Annotated in this window: 17 protein-coding genes; 9 read left to right on the top strand and 8 right to left on the bottom strand. The window is 72.1% G+C overall.

The features are described 5' to 3' along the window. Window positions 1-609: 609 nt before the first annotated feature. Window positions 610-1,374 carry an SDR family oxidoreductase gene (locus ACTMS9_RS09585; protein ID WP_441164720.1) on the bottom strand — a complete coding sequence of 255 codons (765 nt, stop codon included), beginning with the start codon at window positions 1,372-1,374 and terminating at the stop codon, window positions 610-612. A gap of 99 nt (window positions 1,375-1,473) precedes the next feature. Between ACTMS9_RS09585 and ACTMS9_RS09590 the strand changes: the two genes are divergently transcribed. The 4 genes from ACTMS9_RS09590 to ACTMS9_RS09605 all read left to right on the top strand — a co-directional run bounded on the left by ACTMS9_RS09590 (window position 1,474) and on the right by ACTMS9_RS09605 (window position 4,281). Beyond that, complete coding sequence (locus tag ACTMS9_RS09590; RefSeq protein WP_441142892.1) at window positions 1,474-2,328, top strand: helix-turn-helix transcriptional regulator; 855 nt, start codon at window positions 1,474-1,476, stop codon at window positions 2,326-2,328. Between the two features lie 159 nt (window positions 2,329-2,487). Further along, window positions 2,488-3,408 (top strand): polysaccharide deacetylase family protein, encoded by a 921-nt coding sequence (locus ACTMS9_RS09595; RefSeq protein WP_441142894.1) that lies wholly within the window; start codon window positions 2,488-2,490, stop codon window positions 3,406-3,408. Between the two features lie 47 nt (window positions 3,409-3,455). After that, window positions 3,456-3,905, top strand: coding sequence for an Rv0361 family membrane protein (locus tag ACTMS9_RS09600; RefSeq protein WP_441164721.1), 450 nt, complete (start codon window positions 3,456-3,458; stop codon window positions 3,903-3,905). Window positions 3,906-3,978: 73 nt separating this feature from the next. Next, complete coding sequence (locus tag ACTMS9_RS09605; RefSeq protein WP_441164722.1) at window positions 3,979-4,281, top strand: DUF1540 domain-containing protein; 303 nt, start codon at window positions 3,979-3,981, stop codon at window positions 4,279-4,281. 39 nt (window positions 4,282-4,320) lie between these two features. On the opposite strand, the gene ACTMS9_RS09610 is transcribed toward ACTMS9_RS09605, so the two are convergent. Then, window positions 4,321-6,330 (bottom strand): protein meaA, encoded by a 2,010-nt coding sequence (locus tag ACTMS9_RS09610; protein WP_441142899.1) that lies wholly within the window; start codon window positions 6,328-6,330, stop codon window positions 4,321-4,323. Between the two features lie 151 nt (window positions 6,331-6,481). Here ACTMS9_RS09610 and ACTMS9_RS09615 point away from each other — a divergent pair, with 151 nt between their 5' ends. Both ACTMS9_RS09615 and ACTMS9_RS09620 read left to right on the top strand, forming a co-directional pair. Beyond that, window positions 6,482-7,330, top strand: a complete 849-nt coding sequence (locus ACTMS9_RS09615; protein ID WP_441142901.1) for an ABC transporter ATP-binding protein — start codon at window positions 6,482-6,484, stop codon at window positions 7,328-7,330. Next, window positions 7,327-8,172 carry an ABC transporter permease gene (locus ACTMS9_RS09620; protein ID WP_441164723.1) on the top strand — a complete coding sequence of 282 codons (846 nt, stop codon included), beginning with the start codon at window positions 7,327-7,329 and terminating at the stop codon, window positions 8,170-8,172. The genes ACTMS9_RS09615 and ACTMS9_RS09620 overlap by 4 nt, the downstream gene beginning before the upstream one ends. 40 nt (window positions 8,173-8,212) lie before the next feature. Here the strand turns inward: ACTMS9_RS09620 and ACTMS9_RS09625 are convergent, their stop codons facing one another. Beyond that, window positions 8,213-9,166, bottom strand: a complete 954-nt coding sequence (locus ACTMS9_RS09625) for a helix-turn-helix domain-containing protein (RefSeq protein WP_441142904.1) — start codon at window positions 9,164-9,166, stop codon at window positions 8,213-8,215. Window positions 9,167-9,224: 58 nt separating this feature from the next. Between ACTMS9_RS09625 and ACTMS9_RS09630 the strand changes: the two genes are divergently transcribed. Then, window positions 9,225-10,421 carry an MFS transporter gene (locus ACTMS9_RS09630; protein ID WP_441142905.1) on the top strand — a complete coding sequence of 399 codons (1,197 nt, stop codon included), beginning with the start codon at window positions 9,225-9,227 and terminating at the stop codon, window positions 10,419-10,421. 133 nt (window positions 10,422-10,554) lie between these two features. Here ACTMS9_RS09630 and ACTMS9_RS09635 read toward each other — a convergent pair whose 3' ends face one another. Both ACTMS9_RS09635 and murA read right to left on the bottom strand, forming a co-directional pair. Beyond that, on the bottom strand, window positions 10,555-11,403 hold the full coding sequence (locus ACTMS9_RS09635; RefSeq protein ID WP_210776197.1) for a 3-hydroxyacyl-CoA dehydrogenase family protein: 849 nt from the start codon (window positions 11,401-11,403) through the stop codon (window positions 10,555-10,557). A gap of 152 nt (window positions 11,404-11,555) precedes the next feature. Then, window positions 11,556-12,998 (bottom strand): UDP-N-acetylglucosamine 1-carboxyvinyltransferase, encoded by a 1,443-nt coding sequence (murA, locus tag ACTMS9_RS09640; protein WP_441142906.1) that lies wholly within the window; start codon window positions 12,996-12,998, stop codon window positions 11,556-11,558. On the opposite strand from murA, the gene ACTMS9_RS09645 reads away from it, so the two are divergent. Next, the gene (locus tag ACTMS9_RS09645) at window positions 12,997-13,569 is read left to right on the top strand and encodes a cob(I)yrinic acid a,c-diamide adenosyltransferase (protein ID WP_350794261.1); all 573 of its coding nucleotides are present in this window, start codon (window positions 12,997-12,999) and stop codon (window positions 13,567-13,569) included. The genes murA and ACTMS9_RS09645 overlap by 2 nt on opposite strands. Beyond that, window positions 13,566-13,982, top strand: coding sequence for a VOC family protein (locus ACTMS9_RS09650; RefSeq protein WP_441143984.1), 417 nt, complete (start codon window positions 13,566-13,568; stop codon window positions 13,980-13,982). The genes ACTMS9_RS09645 and ACTMS9_RS09650 overlap by 4 nt, the downstream gene beginning before the upstream one ends. A gap of 117 nt (window positions 13,983-14,099) precedes the next feature. Here the strand turns inward: ACTMS9_RS09650 and ACTMS9_RS09655 are convergent, their stop codons facing one another. The 3 genes from ACTMS9_RS09655 to ACTMS9_RS09665 all read right to left on the bottom strand — a co-directional run bounded on the left by ACTMS9_RS09655 (window position 14,100) and on the right by ACTMS9_RS09665 (window position 16,142). Continuing rightward, entirely contained in the window at window positions 14,100-14,555 is a 456-nt protein-coding gene (locus ACTMS9_RS09655; protein ID WP_154942282.1) for a DUF2550 domain-containing protein, read from the bottom strand. Window positions 14,556-14,567: 12 nt separating this feature from the next. Beyond that, window positions 14,568-14,846 (bottom strand): F0F1 ATP synthase subunit epsilon, encoded by a 279-nt coding sequence (locus tag ACTMS9_RS09660; protein WP_441142909.1) that lies wholly within the window; start codon window positions 14,844-14,846, stop codon window positions 14,568-14,570. Window positions 14,847-14,993: 147 nt separating this feature from the next. Beyond that, window positions 14,994-16,142: an LCP family protein gene (locus ACTMS9_RS09665; RefSeq protein ID WP_441142911.1), complete on the bottom strand. Its 1,149-nt coding sequence runs from the start codon at window positions 16,140-16,142 to the stop codon at window positions 14,994-14,996. Window positions 16,143-16,174 lie beyond the last annotated feature (32 nt).

A 16,174-nucleotide genomic window follows, 5' to 3' on the forward strand; every position in this document is an offset into this window, starting at 1 on the left:
CTCACGGCGCCGGGACCAGGTGTAACGACCGGCGGCCCACCATCATTCCGGCGGCCCGCATCCCGGGGCCGGCCACGTGGTCGGGCCAGGCCGGCGGGGGTGCTGCTGCGATCGTCCAGGTGATGTAACGACACCGGCCAGGCCACCATTCCACCGCCAGCATGCCCCCGGTCACGGGACGGCCCGGACCAGCTAGCCCAGACCGGACATCTGGCACCTCCCAGCGCGCCCTGCAATCGGACATCCGGCACGCCGATGCCAACTCGGGGCCGGTCATCCAGGCACGCCGAGCCGTGCCGGAACCGGACAGTCGCGCCGACTGGTCCCCAAACCGCCACGCGCGTGTCTCGTCGGCACGGCCGTCACCGAATGAGCGTGATACCTCACCGTCATATTGATGCCTCTGAGGTATCACGCTCGTGGTGGTGTCATCCCCCGACTGGCGCGACCGGATCGGCACGACAGGAGCGGGCGCGACCGAAACCGGCGCGACCGGCGCAACGCAGGACCGAGGAAGCCCTGGTCCCGGCCCTCGGGCCCCGCTTCAACCGGCAGGTACCGAAGTCGCGGTGAGAAGGCCAGGACCGGGAGAGGAACGCCCCGCCGACGCTACTTTCCGTGCGGGTCGGCGGCGTTCAGCGTCTCGACCACCTGGTCGTAGTCGCCGCGCGCCTCGCCGTACCGGAGGAACTTGACCCGCTCGACCTGGATCTCCTTCGCCTCGGGCTGCGCCTCCAGCAGCCCGACCACCTCCGCCACGAACTCGTCCAGCGGCACCGCGAACTCGCTGTGCTCCTGCCCGGGCAGCAGCGAGGTACGCACGGCCGGCGGTTCGAGCTCCACGACCTTCACGGTCGTGTCAGCGAGCTGCAGCCGGATCGACTCGCTGAGCATGTGGATCGCGGCCTTCGACGCGTTGTAGCTCGGGGTGACCTTGAGCGGCGCGAACGCGAGGCCCGACGAGACTGTCATGATCGTGGCGTCCGGCTGCGCCCGCAGGTGCTCGATGAACGCGGCGATGAGCCGGATCGGGCCGAGCACGTTGGTGTTCACCACGGCCTCGGCGGAGGCGAGGAACGTCTCGGGCTGGTGCCAGTCCTCGACGCGCATGATGCCGGCCATGGTGACGAGGACGTTGAGGTCCGGGTGCCTCGCCAGCACCTCCCGCGCGGCCGACGCGATGCTCACCGGGTCCGCCGTGTCGATCGTGACCGTGTCGATGCCCCGGTGCTCGGCGGCGATCTCCTTCAGCAGATCGGTGCGGCGGCCGCCGACGATGACGGTGTTCCCCCTGGCCTGCAGTTCGAGGGCGAGGGCGAGGCCGATCCCGCTGGTGGAGCCGGGAATGAAGACGGTGTTTCCGGAGATGTTCATGCACCCACCTTCGCCGGTCCGCCGGGGTGGATGAAGAGAGCGCTCATCGGGGGATCGGCAATCCCTGGTTCGTCCCGGCGGCAGGCGGATACTCGGATCATGGACCGTGCAGCCCTGGCCGACTTCCTCCGCCGCCGCCGGGAGGCGCTGCAGCCCGGGGACGTCGGGCTGGCAGCCGGCGCGCGGCGGCGCGCGCCGGGCCTGCGGCGCGAGGAGGTGGCCGCCCTGGCCGCCATGTCGACCGACTACTACACCCGGCTGGAGCAGCAGCGCGGCCCGCAGCCGAGCCCGCAGATGCTCGCCGCGCTGGCCCGGGCGCTGCGGCTGACGACCGGTGAGCGCGACTACCTGTTCCGGGTGGCGGGGCACAACGCCCCGGCGCGGGTGACGACGGCGACGCACGTCGCCCCGGCGCTGCTGCGCGTGCTGGACCGGCTCGACGACACCCCGGCGCTCATCCTGTCCAACCTCGGCGAGGTCCTCGTGCAGAACCGGATGGCCGAAGCCCTGTTCGGGGACCGGTCGGGCCACACGGGCCTCGCCCGCAGCGAGATCTACCGGTGGTTCACCGACCCCGCCGAGCGGCTGCGCTACCCGGAGGACGACCGCCCCCGGCAGAGCCGCGCCCAGGTGGCCAACCTGCGCGCCGCGTACGGGTCGATGGGCCCGCGGTCGCGCGCCGGTGAGCTGGTGCGGGCGCTGCAGAAGGCGAGCCCGGAGTTCGCCGAGCTGTGGGAACGGCACGAGGTCGCGCAGCGCTTCGCCGACCACAAGACGCTCATCCACCCCGAACTCGGCGCGATCGAGCTGGACTGCCAGGTCCTGTTCACCGAGGACCGGTCCCAGGCGCTGCTCGTGCTCACCGCGCCACCGCGCAGCGAGGGTGACGAGAAGCTGCGGCTGCTCGCCGTGCTGGGGCACGAGCGTTTCCCCGCCGACACCACACCCGGTTAGCCCCGCCGTGCGACCACCTCGGGCACGCCGCACATCGCGCGGCCGGTGGCCGGGCCGAGGCGCGGGTGCGGGCGGCAGATCCCCCGACGGACCGGCCGCCAGGCGGAAGGGGCCGTTCGGGGGCCACCACGACACCGCCCCCACTGCCATGATCACCCGGTGCTCGCGAAGAACTCCCGCGTCCTGCTCACCGCCGCCACCCTCGCCCTGGCCGCCATCGCCGCGCTCCTCGTCGGTCCCGCGCCCCACCGGGCCCCGGTACGGGCCGTGCTGAAGATGCCGGCCGGCAACGGACCGGCCACGGCGGGCGGGACCGCCGTACCGCCGGCCCCCGGGCAGAGCGGGCAGCCCGGCAACGGTGGGCAGCCCGGGGAGGACTCCGGGCTGCCCGGTGCGACGCCACTGGGCACCCTGCCGCCGGTGGTCGACCATGGTCCGCGTACCGGGCGCAAGGTCGCGCTCACCTTCGACGCCGACATGACCGACACCATGCGCCGGCAGCTGCGCGGACCGCACCCGCCGTCGTACGCGAACCTGGCGATCGTCGAGCTGCTGGAACGGGAGCGGGTGCCGGCCACCTTCTTCCTCACCGGCAAGTGGGTCGAGGACTACCCGGAGCTGACCCGCCGGCTGGCCGCCAACCCGCGCTTCGAGCTGGCCAACCACACCTACGGGCACGCCGCGTTCACCCCGCGCTGCTACCACCTGACGCCGCTGCCCCGGCGGGAGATGACCCGGGACGTGGCGCGGACCTTCGAGGTGATCGGCCGGTACGGCGGCCGGCAGACCCGCTACTTCCGCTTCCCCGGCCTCTGCCACGACCGGGCGGCGCTGGCCGAGTTGGCCCCGCTCGGACTGACCGTGGTGGACGGTGACGTGGTCAGCGGCGATCCGTTCGCCACCGCCTGGCAGCCGATCGTCCGGGCGGTGCTGAGCCAGGTCCGGCCCGGTTCGGTGATCATCCTGCACGTCACCGAGGCGAACGCGGCGATGACCGACGAGGCGCTGCCCCGCATCCTGGCCGGGCTGGCCGAGCGAGGTCTGGAACCGGCCCCGCTCTCCGAGGTGCTCGGCCGGTGAGCCGGAGCGCGGGCAGCGGGTTTGCGCGACCCGCCTAGCCTGCGGCCATGACGTACCAGCCGATCCCGGTGCCCCCGCGCGACAATCGCCGTACCCTGCGGATCGTCCTGATCGTGGTGGGCGCGGTGCTGGCGCTCTGCTGCCTCGGCGGCGCGGTCGGCGGCTTCTTCGTCTACGGCGCGGCGAAGGAGGCGGTCGGGCCGGTCCGGGAGGCCACCACGAGCTACCTGGACGCCATCCGGAGCGGCGACCACCAGCGGGCGTACGGCCTGCTCTGCCGGGAGGAGCGGGAGCGGACGTCGCTGGCCGAGTTCGGCCGGCGGTGGGAGGCCGAGCCGCGCCTGGTCGACTACGACGTCGCCGGGCTGACCGTCAACAACACCAACGGCCGGGTCCGGGGCACCGCCACCGTGCGGCTGACGACGGAGACCGGCGGCGCGAGCACCCAGGTGTTGACGCTGGTCAAGGAGGACGGAGCCTGGCGCCTGTGCGGGTGACGGTCCCGCCGAACTCCGCGCCGAAGTCGGGCAAATGCCTACCATCGGCACAGGAGTCGAGAGGAAGGTCGTCATGACCACATCGATCGAGATGCCCCGGGTGCAGGAGTGCACCGTCGCGTCCTGCGCCTACAACCGCACCAACGACTGCCACGCCTTCGCCATCACCGTCGGCAGCAGCGACCACGCCCACTGCCACACCTTCGTCGAGATGCCGGTGCGGGGCGGGATCGAGCAGATCATCGCGCAGGTGGGCGCGTGCAGCCGGTCGGACTGCCGGCACAACTCGGAGCTGGAGTGCCACGCCCCGGCGATCACCGTCGCCCCGGACCAGGACATGGCCGACTGCGTGACGTACCAGCCGCAGACCGTGTGAGCCCGCGCGACCGGGCGGTCGCGCGGGCGGTGGGTGCGGTCAGGCGGTGAGGCCGTTCGCCTGGCGGATCACGCCGACCAGTTCGTCGATGATCCCGGTCAGGGCGAAGTCCTTCGGGGTGAAGACCCGGGCGACCCCGGCGGCGCGCAGCGCCTCGGCGTCCCCGGCGGGGATGATGCCACCGACGACGACGGGCAGGTCAGCGCGGCCGGCCGCGCGCAGCCCGTCCAGCACCGCCGGCACGGCCGCGAGGTGCGAGCCGGAGAGCACCGAGAGCCCGACCAGGTCCACGTCCTCCTCGACGGCGGCGGCGACGATCTGCCCGGCGGTCAGCCGTATGCCCTGGTAGACCACCTCGAAGCCGGCGTCCCGGGCGCGTACCGCGATCTGCTCTGCGCCGTTGGAGTGCCCGTCCAGGCCCGGCTTGCCGACCAGCAGCCGCAGCCGGCCGCTGCCCAGCTCCTGCGCGGTGGCGGCGACCCGTTCGCGGACCGCGACGAGGGTGGCGTCCCCGCCGACCCCGGCCGCGCCGGTCAGCCCGGTCGGCGCGCGGTACTCGCCGAAGACCTGGCGCAGCGCGCCGGCCCACTCGCCGGTGGTCACCCCGGCCCGCACGCACTCCAGCGTCGCCGGCATCAGGTTCGCCGTGGTCGCGGCGTCCGCCCGCAGCCGGGCCAGTGCCGCGTCGACCGCCGCGTCGTCCCGGCCGGCCCGCCATTCGCGTACGGAAGCGGTGGCGGCCGCCTCGACCGCCGGGTCGACCTGCTCGACGGACTCCGCGCCGGCGGCGGTCAGCGGGGACGGCTCGGTCTCGGTGAACCGGTTGACGCCCACCACCACGTCGGCGCCGGACTCGATCCGGCGGCGCCGGTCGGCCAGCGAGGCGACCAGCGCGCTCTTGAGGTAGCCGCTCTCCACGGCGGTCACCACGCCGCCCATCTCCAGCACCTTTTCCAGCTCGACGCGGGCACCGGTGACGATCTCGTCGACCAGCGCGGTCATCACGTGCGAGCCCTCGAAGAGGTCGGGGTACTCCAGCAGGTCCGACTCGTACGCGAGCACCTGCTGCATCCGCAGCGACCACTGCTGGTCCCACGGCCGGGGCAGGCCGAGCGCCTCGTTCCAGGCGGGCAGCTGCACCGCGCGGGCCCGGGCGTCCCGGGAGAAGGTGACGCCGAGCATCTCCAGCACGATGCGCTGGATGTTGTTCTCCGGCTGCGCCTCGGTCAGGCCCAGCGAGTTGACCTGCACCCCGTAGCGGAAGCGGCGCTGCTTCGGGTTCTCCACGCCGTAGCGCTCACGGGTGATCTCGTCCCAGAGCGCGCCGAAGGCGCGCATCTTGGCGATCTCCTCGACGAAGCGCACGCCGGCGTTGACGAAGAACGAGATCCGCTGCACCACGTCGCCCATCCGCTCGGCGGGCACCTGGCCGGAGTCGCGGACCGCGTCGAGCACGGCGACGGCGGTGGCCAGGGCGAAGCCGACCTCCTGCACCGGCGTCGCGCCGGCCTCCTGCAGGTGGTACGAGCAGATGTTCGTCGGGTTCCAGCGCGGCATCTCGCGCAGCGTGTACGCGATGATGTCGGCGGTCAGCCGCAGCGACGCCGCCGGCGGGAAGATGTACGTCCCCCGGGACAGGTACTCCTTGATGATGTCGTTCTGCGTCGTCCCCGCGCAGCGCGACAGCTCGGCGCCCTGCTCCGCGCCGACCGTGCCGTAGAGGGCGAGCAGCCACATCGCCGGCGCGTTGATGGTCATCGAGGTGTTCATCTCGGCGAGCGGGATGCCGTCGAAGAGCGCCCGCATGTCGCCCAGGTGGGCCACCGGCACCCCGACCCGGCCCACCTCACCGGCGGCCAGCTCGTGGTCCGGGTCGTACCCGGTCTGGGTCGGCAGGTCGAAGGCGACCGACAGACCGGTCTGGCCCTTGGCCAGGTTGCGCCGGAAGAGCGCGTTGGTGGCCGCGGCGGAGGAGTGCCCGGCGTACGTGCGCATCACCCAGGGGCGGTCGCGCTCGGGCAGCCGGCCGGAGAGTGCCTTCTCGTCCATGGCCGGAGTTTAAGTTACCGTTCAGTAAAACGGGCTGTGGAAAACCACACAGGTCCATGGAGCGGACCACCGGGCACGGCCGACGCGACATGGCCGACACCACCACACCCCGGCCGGCCGGGACGGCGTCCCAGGTCGCACACTGGACGTCATGGATGACGAGCTCGCGATCTCCGTACGGGGACTGCGCAAGGCGTACGGCGACACCGTCGCGGTGGCGGGGGTCGACCTCGACGTCCGGCGCGGCGAGGTGTTCGCCCTGCTCGGCCCGAACGGCGCGGGCAAGACCACCACGGTGGAGATCCTCGAGGGCTACCGGCAGCGCGACGCCGGCGAGGTCTCGGTGCTGGGCAGCGACCCGGCCCACCCTGACCCGCACTGGCGGTCCCGGGTCGGCATCGTGCTCCAGGGCACCGGCGAGTTTGACGAGCTGACCGTCGCCGAGGTGGTCCGGCACTTCTCCGGCTTCTACCCGGACGCCGACGACCCGGACAAGGTCGTCGAGCGGGTCGGCCTGGCCGGCAAGGCGAAGGCCCGCACGCACACCCTCTCCGGCGGGCAGAAGCGCCGGCTCGACGTGGCGCTGGGCATCATCGGCCGCCCCGAGCTGCTCTTCCTCGACGAGCCGACCACCGGCTTCGACCCGGAGGCCCGGCGGGAGTTCTGGGAGCTGATCCGGGACCTGGCGGCGGCCGGCACCACCATCCTGCTCACCACGCACTACCTGGACGAGGCCGAGTCGCTGGCCGACCGGGTCGGGGTCATCGCGGACGGCCGGCTGGTCGAGGTCGCCGCGCCGAACCGGCTGGGCAATCGGCAGGAGGCCCTGGCGACGGTCTCCTGGCGCACGCCGGAGGGGACTCTGGAGAGCGTCGAGAGCGCGACGCCGACGGCGCTGGTGGCGGAGCTGGCCGCGCGCTACGGCGGCGAGGTGCCCGGCCTCACGGTGGCCCGGCCGACCCTGGAGGACATCTACCTCACCATGATCGGACACGCATGACCGCCACCATGAAGCCGGCCGCGCCGGCCGCTGCCGGGCCGGTCCGGCGGCGGGGGCCGCTGGCCCTCGCCGGGCGGCAGGGCCGGCTGGAGATCACCCAGTTCCTGCGCAGCCGTGAGTCCGTCGTCTTCACGATGGGCTTCCCGGTCATCATGATCCTGATCTTCGCGGCGATCTTCAGCGACGAGATCGCGCCCGGAGTCAGCTACACCCAGTACTTCATCACCGGCATGATCGCCACCGGCCTGATGACGGTGAGCTTCCAGAACCTCGGCATCTGGATCCCGATCGAGCGCGACCGGGGAGTGCTCAAGCGCTACCGGGGCACGCCGATGCCGAAGTGGGTGTGGTTCGCCGGGAAGGTGCTGATGGTGGTCGCCATCGGCGTCGCGGAGACCGTGCTGCTGCTGGCCGTCTCGGTGGCGCTGTTCGACCTCGACCTGCCCGGCACCGCCGCGAAGTGGTTCACCTTCGGTTGGGTGTCGGTGCTGGGCGTGACCGCCTGCACCCTCTGCGGCATCGCCATCTCGTCGCTGGCCCGCACCGCGCGCAGCGGCTCGGCGGTGGTCACCCCGGTCGCGCTGGTGCTCCAGTTCATCTCCGGGGTGTTCTTCGTTTTCACCGAGCTGCCGTCCTGGATGCAGCAGGTGGCCGCGCTTTTCCCGCTGAAGTGGATGTGCCAGGGGCTGCGCTCGGTCTTCCTGCCGGAGAGCTTCGGCGCCCAGGAGCCGACCGGCTCGTTCGAGCTGGGCCGGGTCGCCCTGGTGCTCGCCGCCTGGTGCGTGATCGGGCTGGTGCTCTGCCTGACCACCTTCCGCTGGACCACCAAGCGCGACGGCTGATCCGCCGGAGGGTTCCGGCACCGCCGGTCGGCCGGCCCGCTCACCCGCCGGCGACGAGCGCGGCACCGAGCGGCGTACGCCAGTAGAGCACCTCGCGCCCGGACCGCCGTTTGCTGACGGCGCCCGCGTCGAGCAGCACCCGCAGGTGGTCACTCACCGTCCCGAGGGACAGCCCGGTCACCGCCATCAGCTGCGAGGTGCTCAGCGGCGCATCAAGCCTGGCCAGGATGTTGGCCCGGTTCGCGCCGATCAACCGGGCGAGACCGTCGGGTGCCGGTGAGGTGGGATCCACCAGGATTCCGCGTGCCGGATAGACCATCCCGAACCGGGTGGGCACGTCCCACACCACCCAGCCGCGACGGCAGTGTGCCGGCACGAAGACCAGTTGCTCGGCCTCGTCCAGCGACAGCGGCGGCTCCGGGTAGTCGTTGATCTGGAGACGACCGTCGCCCAGCCAGCGCATGTTGCGGTTGAGGTCGGCGAACACCCCGGCCCAGCCGCCCGTGCTCAACGCGGCGGTGCGGGCCACGATGTCCGCGCGGAGCCGGCGTTCCCGCTCCGGCCACTCCGGCTCGACGGTGTGCGTCCAGACCCAGTCGAGGAGTTCCACCACCTGCCCGGTGAGACCGTCCGCCAGCAACTCGGCGGCGAGCGGCGCCGGGCGGGTGGCCAGCAGGTCGGCTCGGATCTGCTCGTCGGACAACTGCTCAACGGCCGCCAGCTCCGCCGGGAACGTCGGTTCCGGCGAGGCGGGTGCGATGGTGAGGAAGTCCGCGGTCCACCGGGGGTTGAACGACGCGGGCAGCAGCGCCCGGGCCACGGGCCGGGCGGCCAGCATCCGCCGGAACGCCTCCATGTGGCGCTCTCGCCAGGCACGCTGCCAGGGCGTACGCGGGTGATACAGCGCGTGCAGCGCGGCGACCGTGTCGACCATCGGCGAGACCGCGAAGCGGCTGCGCGCGAGCAGATCCGATGGCACCTGCCAGACGCCCACGTTTCGCCTCCAGACGTAACTCTAGGAGATCCACTCGGCGGCCCACACGATCGTGCCCGTGAGAACGTACGCAGACCTGTTCGCGGCCCGTGAGTTCCGCAACCTGTTCCTCGCCAACTGCGCCGGGATCGCAGCGCACACCACGTCAGCGCTGGCGCTGGGCGCGTTGACCTATGCGTCGACCGGCTCGGCACTACTCACCGCGCTCAGCATGTTCGGCGCACCGCTGGCCGGCGTGCTCGGCAGCCTGACGTTGCTGTCGGCCGCGGACAGCCTGCCGCCCCGCCGGGCGCTGACCCTCGCTGCGGTGCTGGTCACCGTCGGAGCGGTGGTGCAGGCCGTGCCCGGGCTGCCGCTGTGGGCCCGCTTCACGATCATCTTCTTCAGCGCGTACGTCGGCTCGATCACCGGTGGGGCCAGGTGGGCGCTGCTCACCGACATCCTGCCGGCCAACGCCTACGTACTGGCCCGGGCCACCATGAACACGAGCGTCGGGGTGATGCAGATCGCTGGGTTCGGGCTGGCCGGCGCCCTGCTCGTCCTGCTGACCCCGTACCAGGTGTTCCTGCTCGCCGCGGTGCTCCGGGCGGTGGCCGCCGCGGTGGGCTGGTTCGGGCTGTCCGAACGCCCGGTTCGGGTCACCGAGCGGACGACGATCGCGCGCACCGTGCGGGTGAACAAGGAACTCTGGGCAGACCCGGGCCGCCGCTCGCTATTCCTGAACCTGTGGGTACCCAACGGTCTGATCGTCGGGTGCGAGGCGCTCTTCGTCCCGTACGCCGGTGACCGCGCCGGCTTCCTGTTCGCCGCTGCCGCCCTCGGCATGCTGATCGGGGACGTGGTGGTGGGGCGGTTCCTGACCGTGGCCCGCCGGGAGCGGTGGGTTCCCGCGCTGCGGTTGCTGCTCGCAGTCCCCTATCTGGTCTTCCTGCTGTCGCCGCCGCTACCACTGGCCATGGTCGTCGCACTGATCGCCTCGGTCGGCTTCGCCGCCGGGCTGCCGTTGCAGGAGCGGCTGATCGCCCACTCGCCACCCGAGGCCCGTGGCCAGGTGCTCGGCCTGCACCACAACGGCATGCTGGCCGGTCAGGCGGTGTGCGCCGCGCTCGCCGGCACGGTCGCGGACCTGGTCCCGGCGTACTGGGCCGTCGCGCTGCTGGCCGGAGCGTCGCTGGCGGCCACCGTCGCGCTCACCTCGGGGTTGCGACGGACCGCACCCGAACCCGTCACGGCGATACCGACGCCGCCGGCGTGAGCAGGCTCCCGGCGACCTCACCGGCCGTACCGAGGTGCGATCCGGCGGCGACGGCCTGGTGCAGGACGAAGGCGCCGGCGGCCACCCGCCCTGGGCGGTTTGAGCGCCGCCGGCGCCCGGCGTCGAGGTCGGCTCAGTACGTGTAGAAGCCCTTGCCGGTCTTGCGGCCCAGGTCGCCGGCGGTGACCATGCGCTGGAGCAGCTCCGGCGGGAAGAACTTCTCGTCGGCGGTGTCGGTGTAGATGTTCTTCGAGGCGTGCAGCAGCACGTCCACGCCGGTCAGGTCGGTGGTGGCCAGCGGACCCATGGCGTGGCCGAAACCGAGCTTGCAGGCGGTGTCCAGGTCCTCGGCCGACACCACGCCGGACTCGACCAGCTTGACCGCCTCGACGACCAGCGCCGCGATCAGCCGGGTGGTGACGAAACCGGCGATGTCCCGGTTGACCACGACGACCGTCTTGCCGATCCCCTCGGCGAACGCCTTCACCGTCGCCAGCGTCTCGTCGCTGGTCTTGTAGCCCCGGACCAGCTCGCAGAGCTTCATCATCGGCACCGGCGAGAAGAAGTGGGTGCCGACGACCGCCTCCGGCCGCTCGGTCACCGACGCGATCTGGGTGACCGGGATGGCCGAGGTGTTGGTGGCCAGCACCGCGTCGGCCTTGCAGATCTTGTCCAGCGCGCGGAACACCTCGTGCTTGATCTCCAACCGCTCGAAGACCGCCTCGACCACGATGTCCGCGTCGGCGACCGCCTCCAGGTCGGTGGTGGGGGTGATCCGGCCCAGCGTCGCCTCGACCTCGGACGCGTCGATCCGGCCCTTCTCGGCGAACTTCTCCAGCGACTTCCGGATGCCGTCGACGCCCCGCTTGGTGGCCGCGTCGTCCAGGTCGCGCAGCGTCACCTGCCAGCCCGCCTGCGCCGCCACCTGGGCGATGCCCGAACCCATCAGCCCGGCACCGACGACCGCGAGTCGACCCGCCATCTGCTTCTCCCTCGCTGCGAATGAGTTGTCTGTCAGCACCCTAGTCATGACCGAACGCACCGAGCGCAGCGAGGGCCGTGAGGGCATGACAGGACAGTCCAGTCGGCGAGCCTGAACGACGGCTAAGGCCCCGGCTGCGGCGGCGGGGCCGATCAGATGGTGAGGTCCGGGGCCTCCGGCGCGGTCCCCCGCTCCACCCGCACACCGAGCGCCCGCAGGTCGGCCACGAAGTCCGGATAGCCCCGGTCCACGTGGTACACGTGGGAGACCTCGGTGACCCCCTCGGCGCAGAGCCCCGCGATGATCAGACCCGCGCCGGCCCGGATGTCGGTGGCGCGTACCGGGGCGCCGGAGAGGCGGTCGCGACCGCGTACCACCGCGTGGTGGCCGTCGGTCTTGATGTCCGCCCCCAGCCGCATCATCTCGTTGGCGAACATGAACCGGCCGTCGAAGATGTTCTCGGTGATCAGGGAGGCGCCGTCACTCACCGCGGCGAGGCCGATCGCCATCGGCAGCAGGTCGGTGGCGAAGCCCGGGTACGGCAGGGTGACCACGTCGACCGCGGCGGGCCGGTCGTCGGCGCGTACCCGGAAGGCGTCGCCGCGGGTCTCCACCAGTGCGCCGGCCGAGACCAGTTTGTCCAGCGCGACCTCCAGGTAGGCCGGGTCCACGCCGGTGACGGTGACGTCCCCCCGGGTCATCGCGGCGCCGAACGCCCAGGTGCCGGCGACGATCCGGTCCCCCACCGTGGCGTGCCGCACCGGGTGCAGCTCGGGCACCCCGACGATCCGCAGGGTGGAGGTGCCCGCGCCGGAGATCCGCGCGCCCATCTGGTTGGCCATCGTGCAGATGTCGACGATCTCCGGCTCCCGGGCCGCGTTGTCGATCACCGTCACGCCGCGGGCCAGCACCGCCGCCATCACCAGGTTCTCGGTCGCCCCCACGCTGGGGAAGTCCAGCACGATCTCCGCGCCGTGCAGGCCGTCGGGAGCCGACGCGATGACGAAGCCGTGCTCACCGGAGATGTCCGCGCCCATCCGGGTCAGCCCGGAGATGTGCATGTCCAGCCCCCGGGAGCCGATCGCGTCCCCGCCCGGGTGGGCCACCCGGACGTGCCCGCGACGGGCCAGCAGCGGGCCCAGCACACAGATCGACGCGCGCAGCCGGCGGACGAGGTCGTAGTCGGCCTCCACGCCGGGCCGCTCCGGGACGTCGATGACGACCGAGCGGGACCGGGCGGCCCCACCCCGGGCGACCATCGGGTCGACCGGATCGTCCGCCTCGAACCGCACGCCGCAGCCGAGCCGGCGCAGCACCTCGCCCATGATCGCGATGTCGGTGATCCGGGGGACGTTGGTGATCACACTGCGCCCCGGGGCGAGCAGCGCGGCCGCCATCAGCTTGAGCGCGGAGTTCTTGGCGCCGACCACGTGCACCGTGCCGGCCAGCCGGGCGTCGCCGCCGACCCGGATGACGTCGACGTCGTTGACCGCCTGGTCGCCGGCGTCACCGGCCCCCGTTCCGCTCGGCCAGCCGAGGGCGGGGTCCGGCCGTGCCGGGATCGTCAGGTCCGGTATCCGTAGGCTGTGCGTCATGGCCGTCCACCTCACGCGCATCTACACCAAGGCCGGCGACGCCGGCATGACCAGGCTGAGCAACAACGAGCAGGTGCCGAAGACCGACCCGCGGATCGCCGCGTACGCGGACGTCGACGAGTGCAACGCCGCGATCGGCGTGGCGCTCGCCCTGGGGCAGCTCGACGAGGAGCTCCGGGCGGTGCTGGGGTCGATCCAGAACGACATGTTCGACGTCGGCGCCGATCTGGCCACTCCGGTCGAGCCGGATCCGGCGTACCCGCCGCTGCGGGTAACCGAGGAGTACGTGGAGCGCCTCGAGGGCTGGTGCGACGAGTACAACGCACGCCTGAGCAAGCTCGACTCCTTCATCCTCCCCGGCGGCACCGCTGGCGCGGCGCTGCTGCACGTGGCACGGACGGTCGCCCGGCGCGCCGAACGGGCCGCCTGGGCACTGGTCGCGCACGACCCGGATCGCACCAGCTCCCTTCCGGCAAAGTATCTCAACCGCCTCTCCGACCTGCTGTTCATCCTGTCAAGAACGGCAAATCCGGACGGAGATGTGCTATGGGTGCCGGGCGGTAAGCGCTGAGCCTCGGCGCGCTGCACCACGTCGAGGTCTGGGTGCCCGACCTCGACGCCGCCCGGGCGAGCTGGGGCTGGTTGCTGGGCGAGCTGGGCTGGACGCCGTACCAGGACTGGCCCGCCGGCCGGTCCTGGCGGCTCGGCCCGACGTACCTGGTGCTGGAGGAGTCCCCCGCGCTGTCGGGGCGGGCGCACGACCGGCTCGCCCCCGGGCTCAACCACCTCGCGTTCCACGCCGGTCCGCCCGCCGCGGTGGACCGGCTGGTCGCGGCCGCGCCCGCGCACGGCTGGACGCTGCTCTTCCCGGACCGCCATCCGCACGCCGGCGGCCCGAACACCTACGCCGCCTACCTCACCGACATCCAGGGGTACGAAGTCGAGCTGGTCGCCTCCGACGAACCCGGTAACGGTGCAAGGTAAGAAGCGTCTGGCACGGCGCGTCAACATGAGGGATTTCCGGGGAGCCCACTCGCGGAGGGATCAAGCCTGACCGCCCGGAGCGAGTGGGCTCCCCGGAAATCCCGGAGTGCGCGCGGGTCAGGCCGCGGGCCAGTCCTGGGAGGCCACACGCGGCGAGGCCGCCCCGGGCGGGGCGGCCTCCAACCAGCTGAGGAATCCGGTGACGGTGGAACGCGCCATGGCGATCTCGACCGGAGCGTGGTGACTGGTACACCGGAGGATCACCCAGTCGGCGGGCATCGAGAGACGCTCCTGCCCCTCCGGCAGGCGCCGTCGCTCCACCACCAGCTCCTTGCGGGAGAGCACCCGCTTGGGTCGCAGGGCGAAGCTGAACATCCGATACCACCGGAGCTCGTCGCCGACGAAGCGCCCGAAGCCGGGCGACCAGCCCCGGCCGTCGAGCACCGTGGTGACTCGGACGCCGAGCCGGATGATGCCTCCGCTACGGGTGACCAGGGCCCGCCGGATGAAGAGGATCAGGATCGCGGCGACGACCACCGCAAAGCCGATTCCGATCCCTTCCACGATCTCCATCGGCGGGTCGGCTCAGCGCGCGGGGGTGGCCGGGGAGGCGCTCTCGGCGAGGACGGTGACGCCCTCACCGGTCACCGACAGGAAGCCGCCGGCGACGTCGTACGCGACCTGCTGGCCGCCGACCTGCTTGATGCGGACCTGGCTGGGCTCCGCCAGCTGGCCGAGCAGGGGCGCGTGCCCGGGCAGCACACCCAGCTCACCCTCGGTAGTCCGGGCGACGACCATCTCGGCCTCGCCCGACCAGACCTTCTCCTCGACGGCTACGAGCTCGACGTGAAGCTGCTGTGCCACGCTGTCTCCTTGCTGCGGCGGCGGAATGTCGAAAGTCTAGTCCCGCGGCCGGGATCGCCCCAACGCGGGTGGCGAGACCTACGCCACCCGGTGTCGTGACACGCGGAGCCGGGCCGGCGAAAGGCCGGCCCGGCGGTGGCGCGAAGGTCACTTGTTCCGGTTGCGGAACTCCGGGTGTTCGAGCAGGAACGCGTCGAGCTGCTCGTTCTTCAGCGCGGTGAAGAAGTCGTCCGCGGCCGGCAGCAGCCGCTCGCCCCGGTACGCGCTGCCGGTGCCGAGCCCCTCCCCCGGCAGCTTGATCAGCTCGACGTTCTCCGGGCGCACACCCTTGAGGGCGACGGCGAAGTCGACCACGCTGTTGCCCCGGCCGTTGAAGGTCAGCGACTGGCCCGCGGCCCGGATCACCCGGTCCAGCTTGATCGGGTTGGTCACCACGTCGGCGCTGAACGCCTGCTTGACCATCGCCTTGATGAACTGCTGCTGGTGGCGCTGGCGGCCGTAGTCGCCGTCCGGGACGCCGTTCTTGGGGTAGCGCTGCCGCACGTAGTCCAGCGCCTGCCAGCCGCTCAGGTGCTGGTTGCCCTTCTTGTACTCCGCCTGCGGCCCGATGTAACCGGGGCCGTTCGGGTTGCCCTTGCGGTGCGTACCGTCGGGCTCGCGGTGCTCGGACCGCACGTCCCGCTCGATGTACATGTCGACGCCGCCCATCGCGTCGACGATCTTCTGGAAGCCGGTGAAGTTGATGATCGCGCCGGCGTCGAACCGCTCGATGCCGGTCACGTTCTGCACGGTCTTGGCGAGCAGCTCGAAGCCCTGCGGGGCGCTCGGGTTCTGCCCCTGCACGACGCTGCCGTGCGACATCGCGCCGTTGAGCTTCCCGGCGCCGCCGGAGTAGCCGGCCTTGTCGAACTGCGGGATGTCGACGTACAGGTCGCGGGGCAGGGAGAACAGGTACGCCCGGTCCATCGACTCCGGCACGTGCAGCACCATGATCGAGTCGGCCAGCGGCCGGTCCTCCGGCTTGCGGGGGTCGGTGCCGACCAGCAGGATGTTGAGCGGGCCCTTGACGTCGCTCTTGCGCTCCTGCGCCCCGGCCGCCTGGTCGCCGAAGAGGTCGGCCTTGCCGACGGCGCCCTCGTACCGGGCCAGCAGCGCCTCGTAGCCGACCAGCACCACGCCGCTGAGCAGCATGAGCACGGCGCCGAAAATGGTGCACGTCCTGGCCCACCGCGGCACGCCCGACCACATGGACGGCTTGCCGCCGCCCTTGCCGGCCTTACCCACGAGCTTCTCCATTCGTCGTCACGCCCACAACTCAAGGGACGGGC

The sequence above is a fragment of the Micromonospora sp. L31 genome (genome assembly GCF_052068075.1).
Lineage (GTDB): Bacteria > Actinomycetota > Actinomycetes > Mycobacteriales > Micromonosporaceae > Micromonospora > Micromonospora purpureochromogenes.

Bases quoted from the DNA above. Each gene is read 5' to 3' on its own strand.
- ACTMS9_RS09655 (WP_154942282.1), bottom strand. From the start codon at position 14,555: ATGGAGATCGTGGAAGGGATCGGAATCGGCTTTGCGGTGGTCGTCGCC.
- ACTMS9_RS09615 (WP_441142901.1), top strand. From the start codon at position 6,482: ATGGATGACGAGCTCGCGATCTCCGTACGGGGACTGCGCAAGGCGTAC.
- ACTMS9_RS09600 (WP_441164721.1), top strand. From the start codon at position 3,456: ATGACGTACCAGCCGATCCCGGTGCCCCCGCGCGACAATCGCCGTACC.
- ACTMS9_RS09590 (WP_441142892.1), top strand. From the start codon at position 1,474: ATGGACCGTGCAGCCCTGGCCGACTTCCTCCGCCGCCGCCGGGAGGCG.
- ACTMS9_RS09620 (WP_441164723.1), top strand. From the start codon at position 7,327: ATGACCGCCACCATGAAGCCGGCCGCGCCGGCCGCTGCCGGGCCGGTC.
- ACTMS9_RS09585 (WP_441164720.1), bottom strand. From the start codon at position 1,374: ATGAACATCTCCGGAAACACCGTCTTCATTCCCGGCTCCACCAGCGGG.
- ACTMS9_RS09610 (WP_441142899.1), bottom strand. From the start codon at position 6,330: ATGGACGAGAAGGCACTCTCCGGCCGGCTGCCCGAGCGCGACCGCCCC.
- ACTMS9_RS09605 (WP_441164722.1), top strand. From the start codon at position 3,979: ATGACCACATCGATCGAGATGCCCCGGGTGCAGGAGTGCACCGTCGCG.
- ACTMS9_RS09645 (WP_350794261.1), top strand. From the start codon at position 12,997: ATGGCCGTCCACCTCACGCGCATCTACACCAAGGCCGGCGACGCCGGC.
- ACTMS9_RS09665 (WP_441142911.1), bottom strand. From the start codon at position 16,142: ATGGAGAAGCTCGTGGGTAAGGCCGGCAAGGGCGGCGGCAAGCCGTCC.
- ACTMS9_RS09635 (WP_210776197.1), bottom strand. From the start codon at position 11,403: ATGGCGGGTCGACTCGCGGTCGTCGGTGCCGGGCTGATGGGTTCGGGC.
- murA (WP_441142906.1), bottom strand. From the start codon at position 12,998: ATGACGCACAGCCTACGGATACCGGACCTGACGATCCCGGCACGGCCG.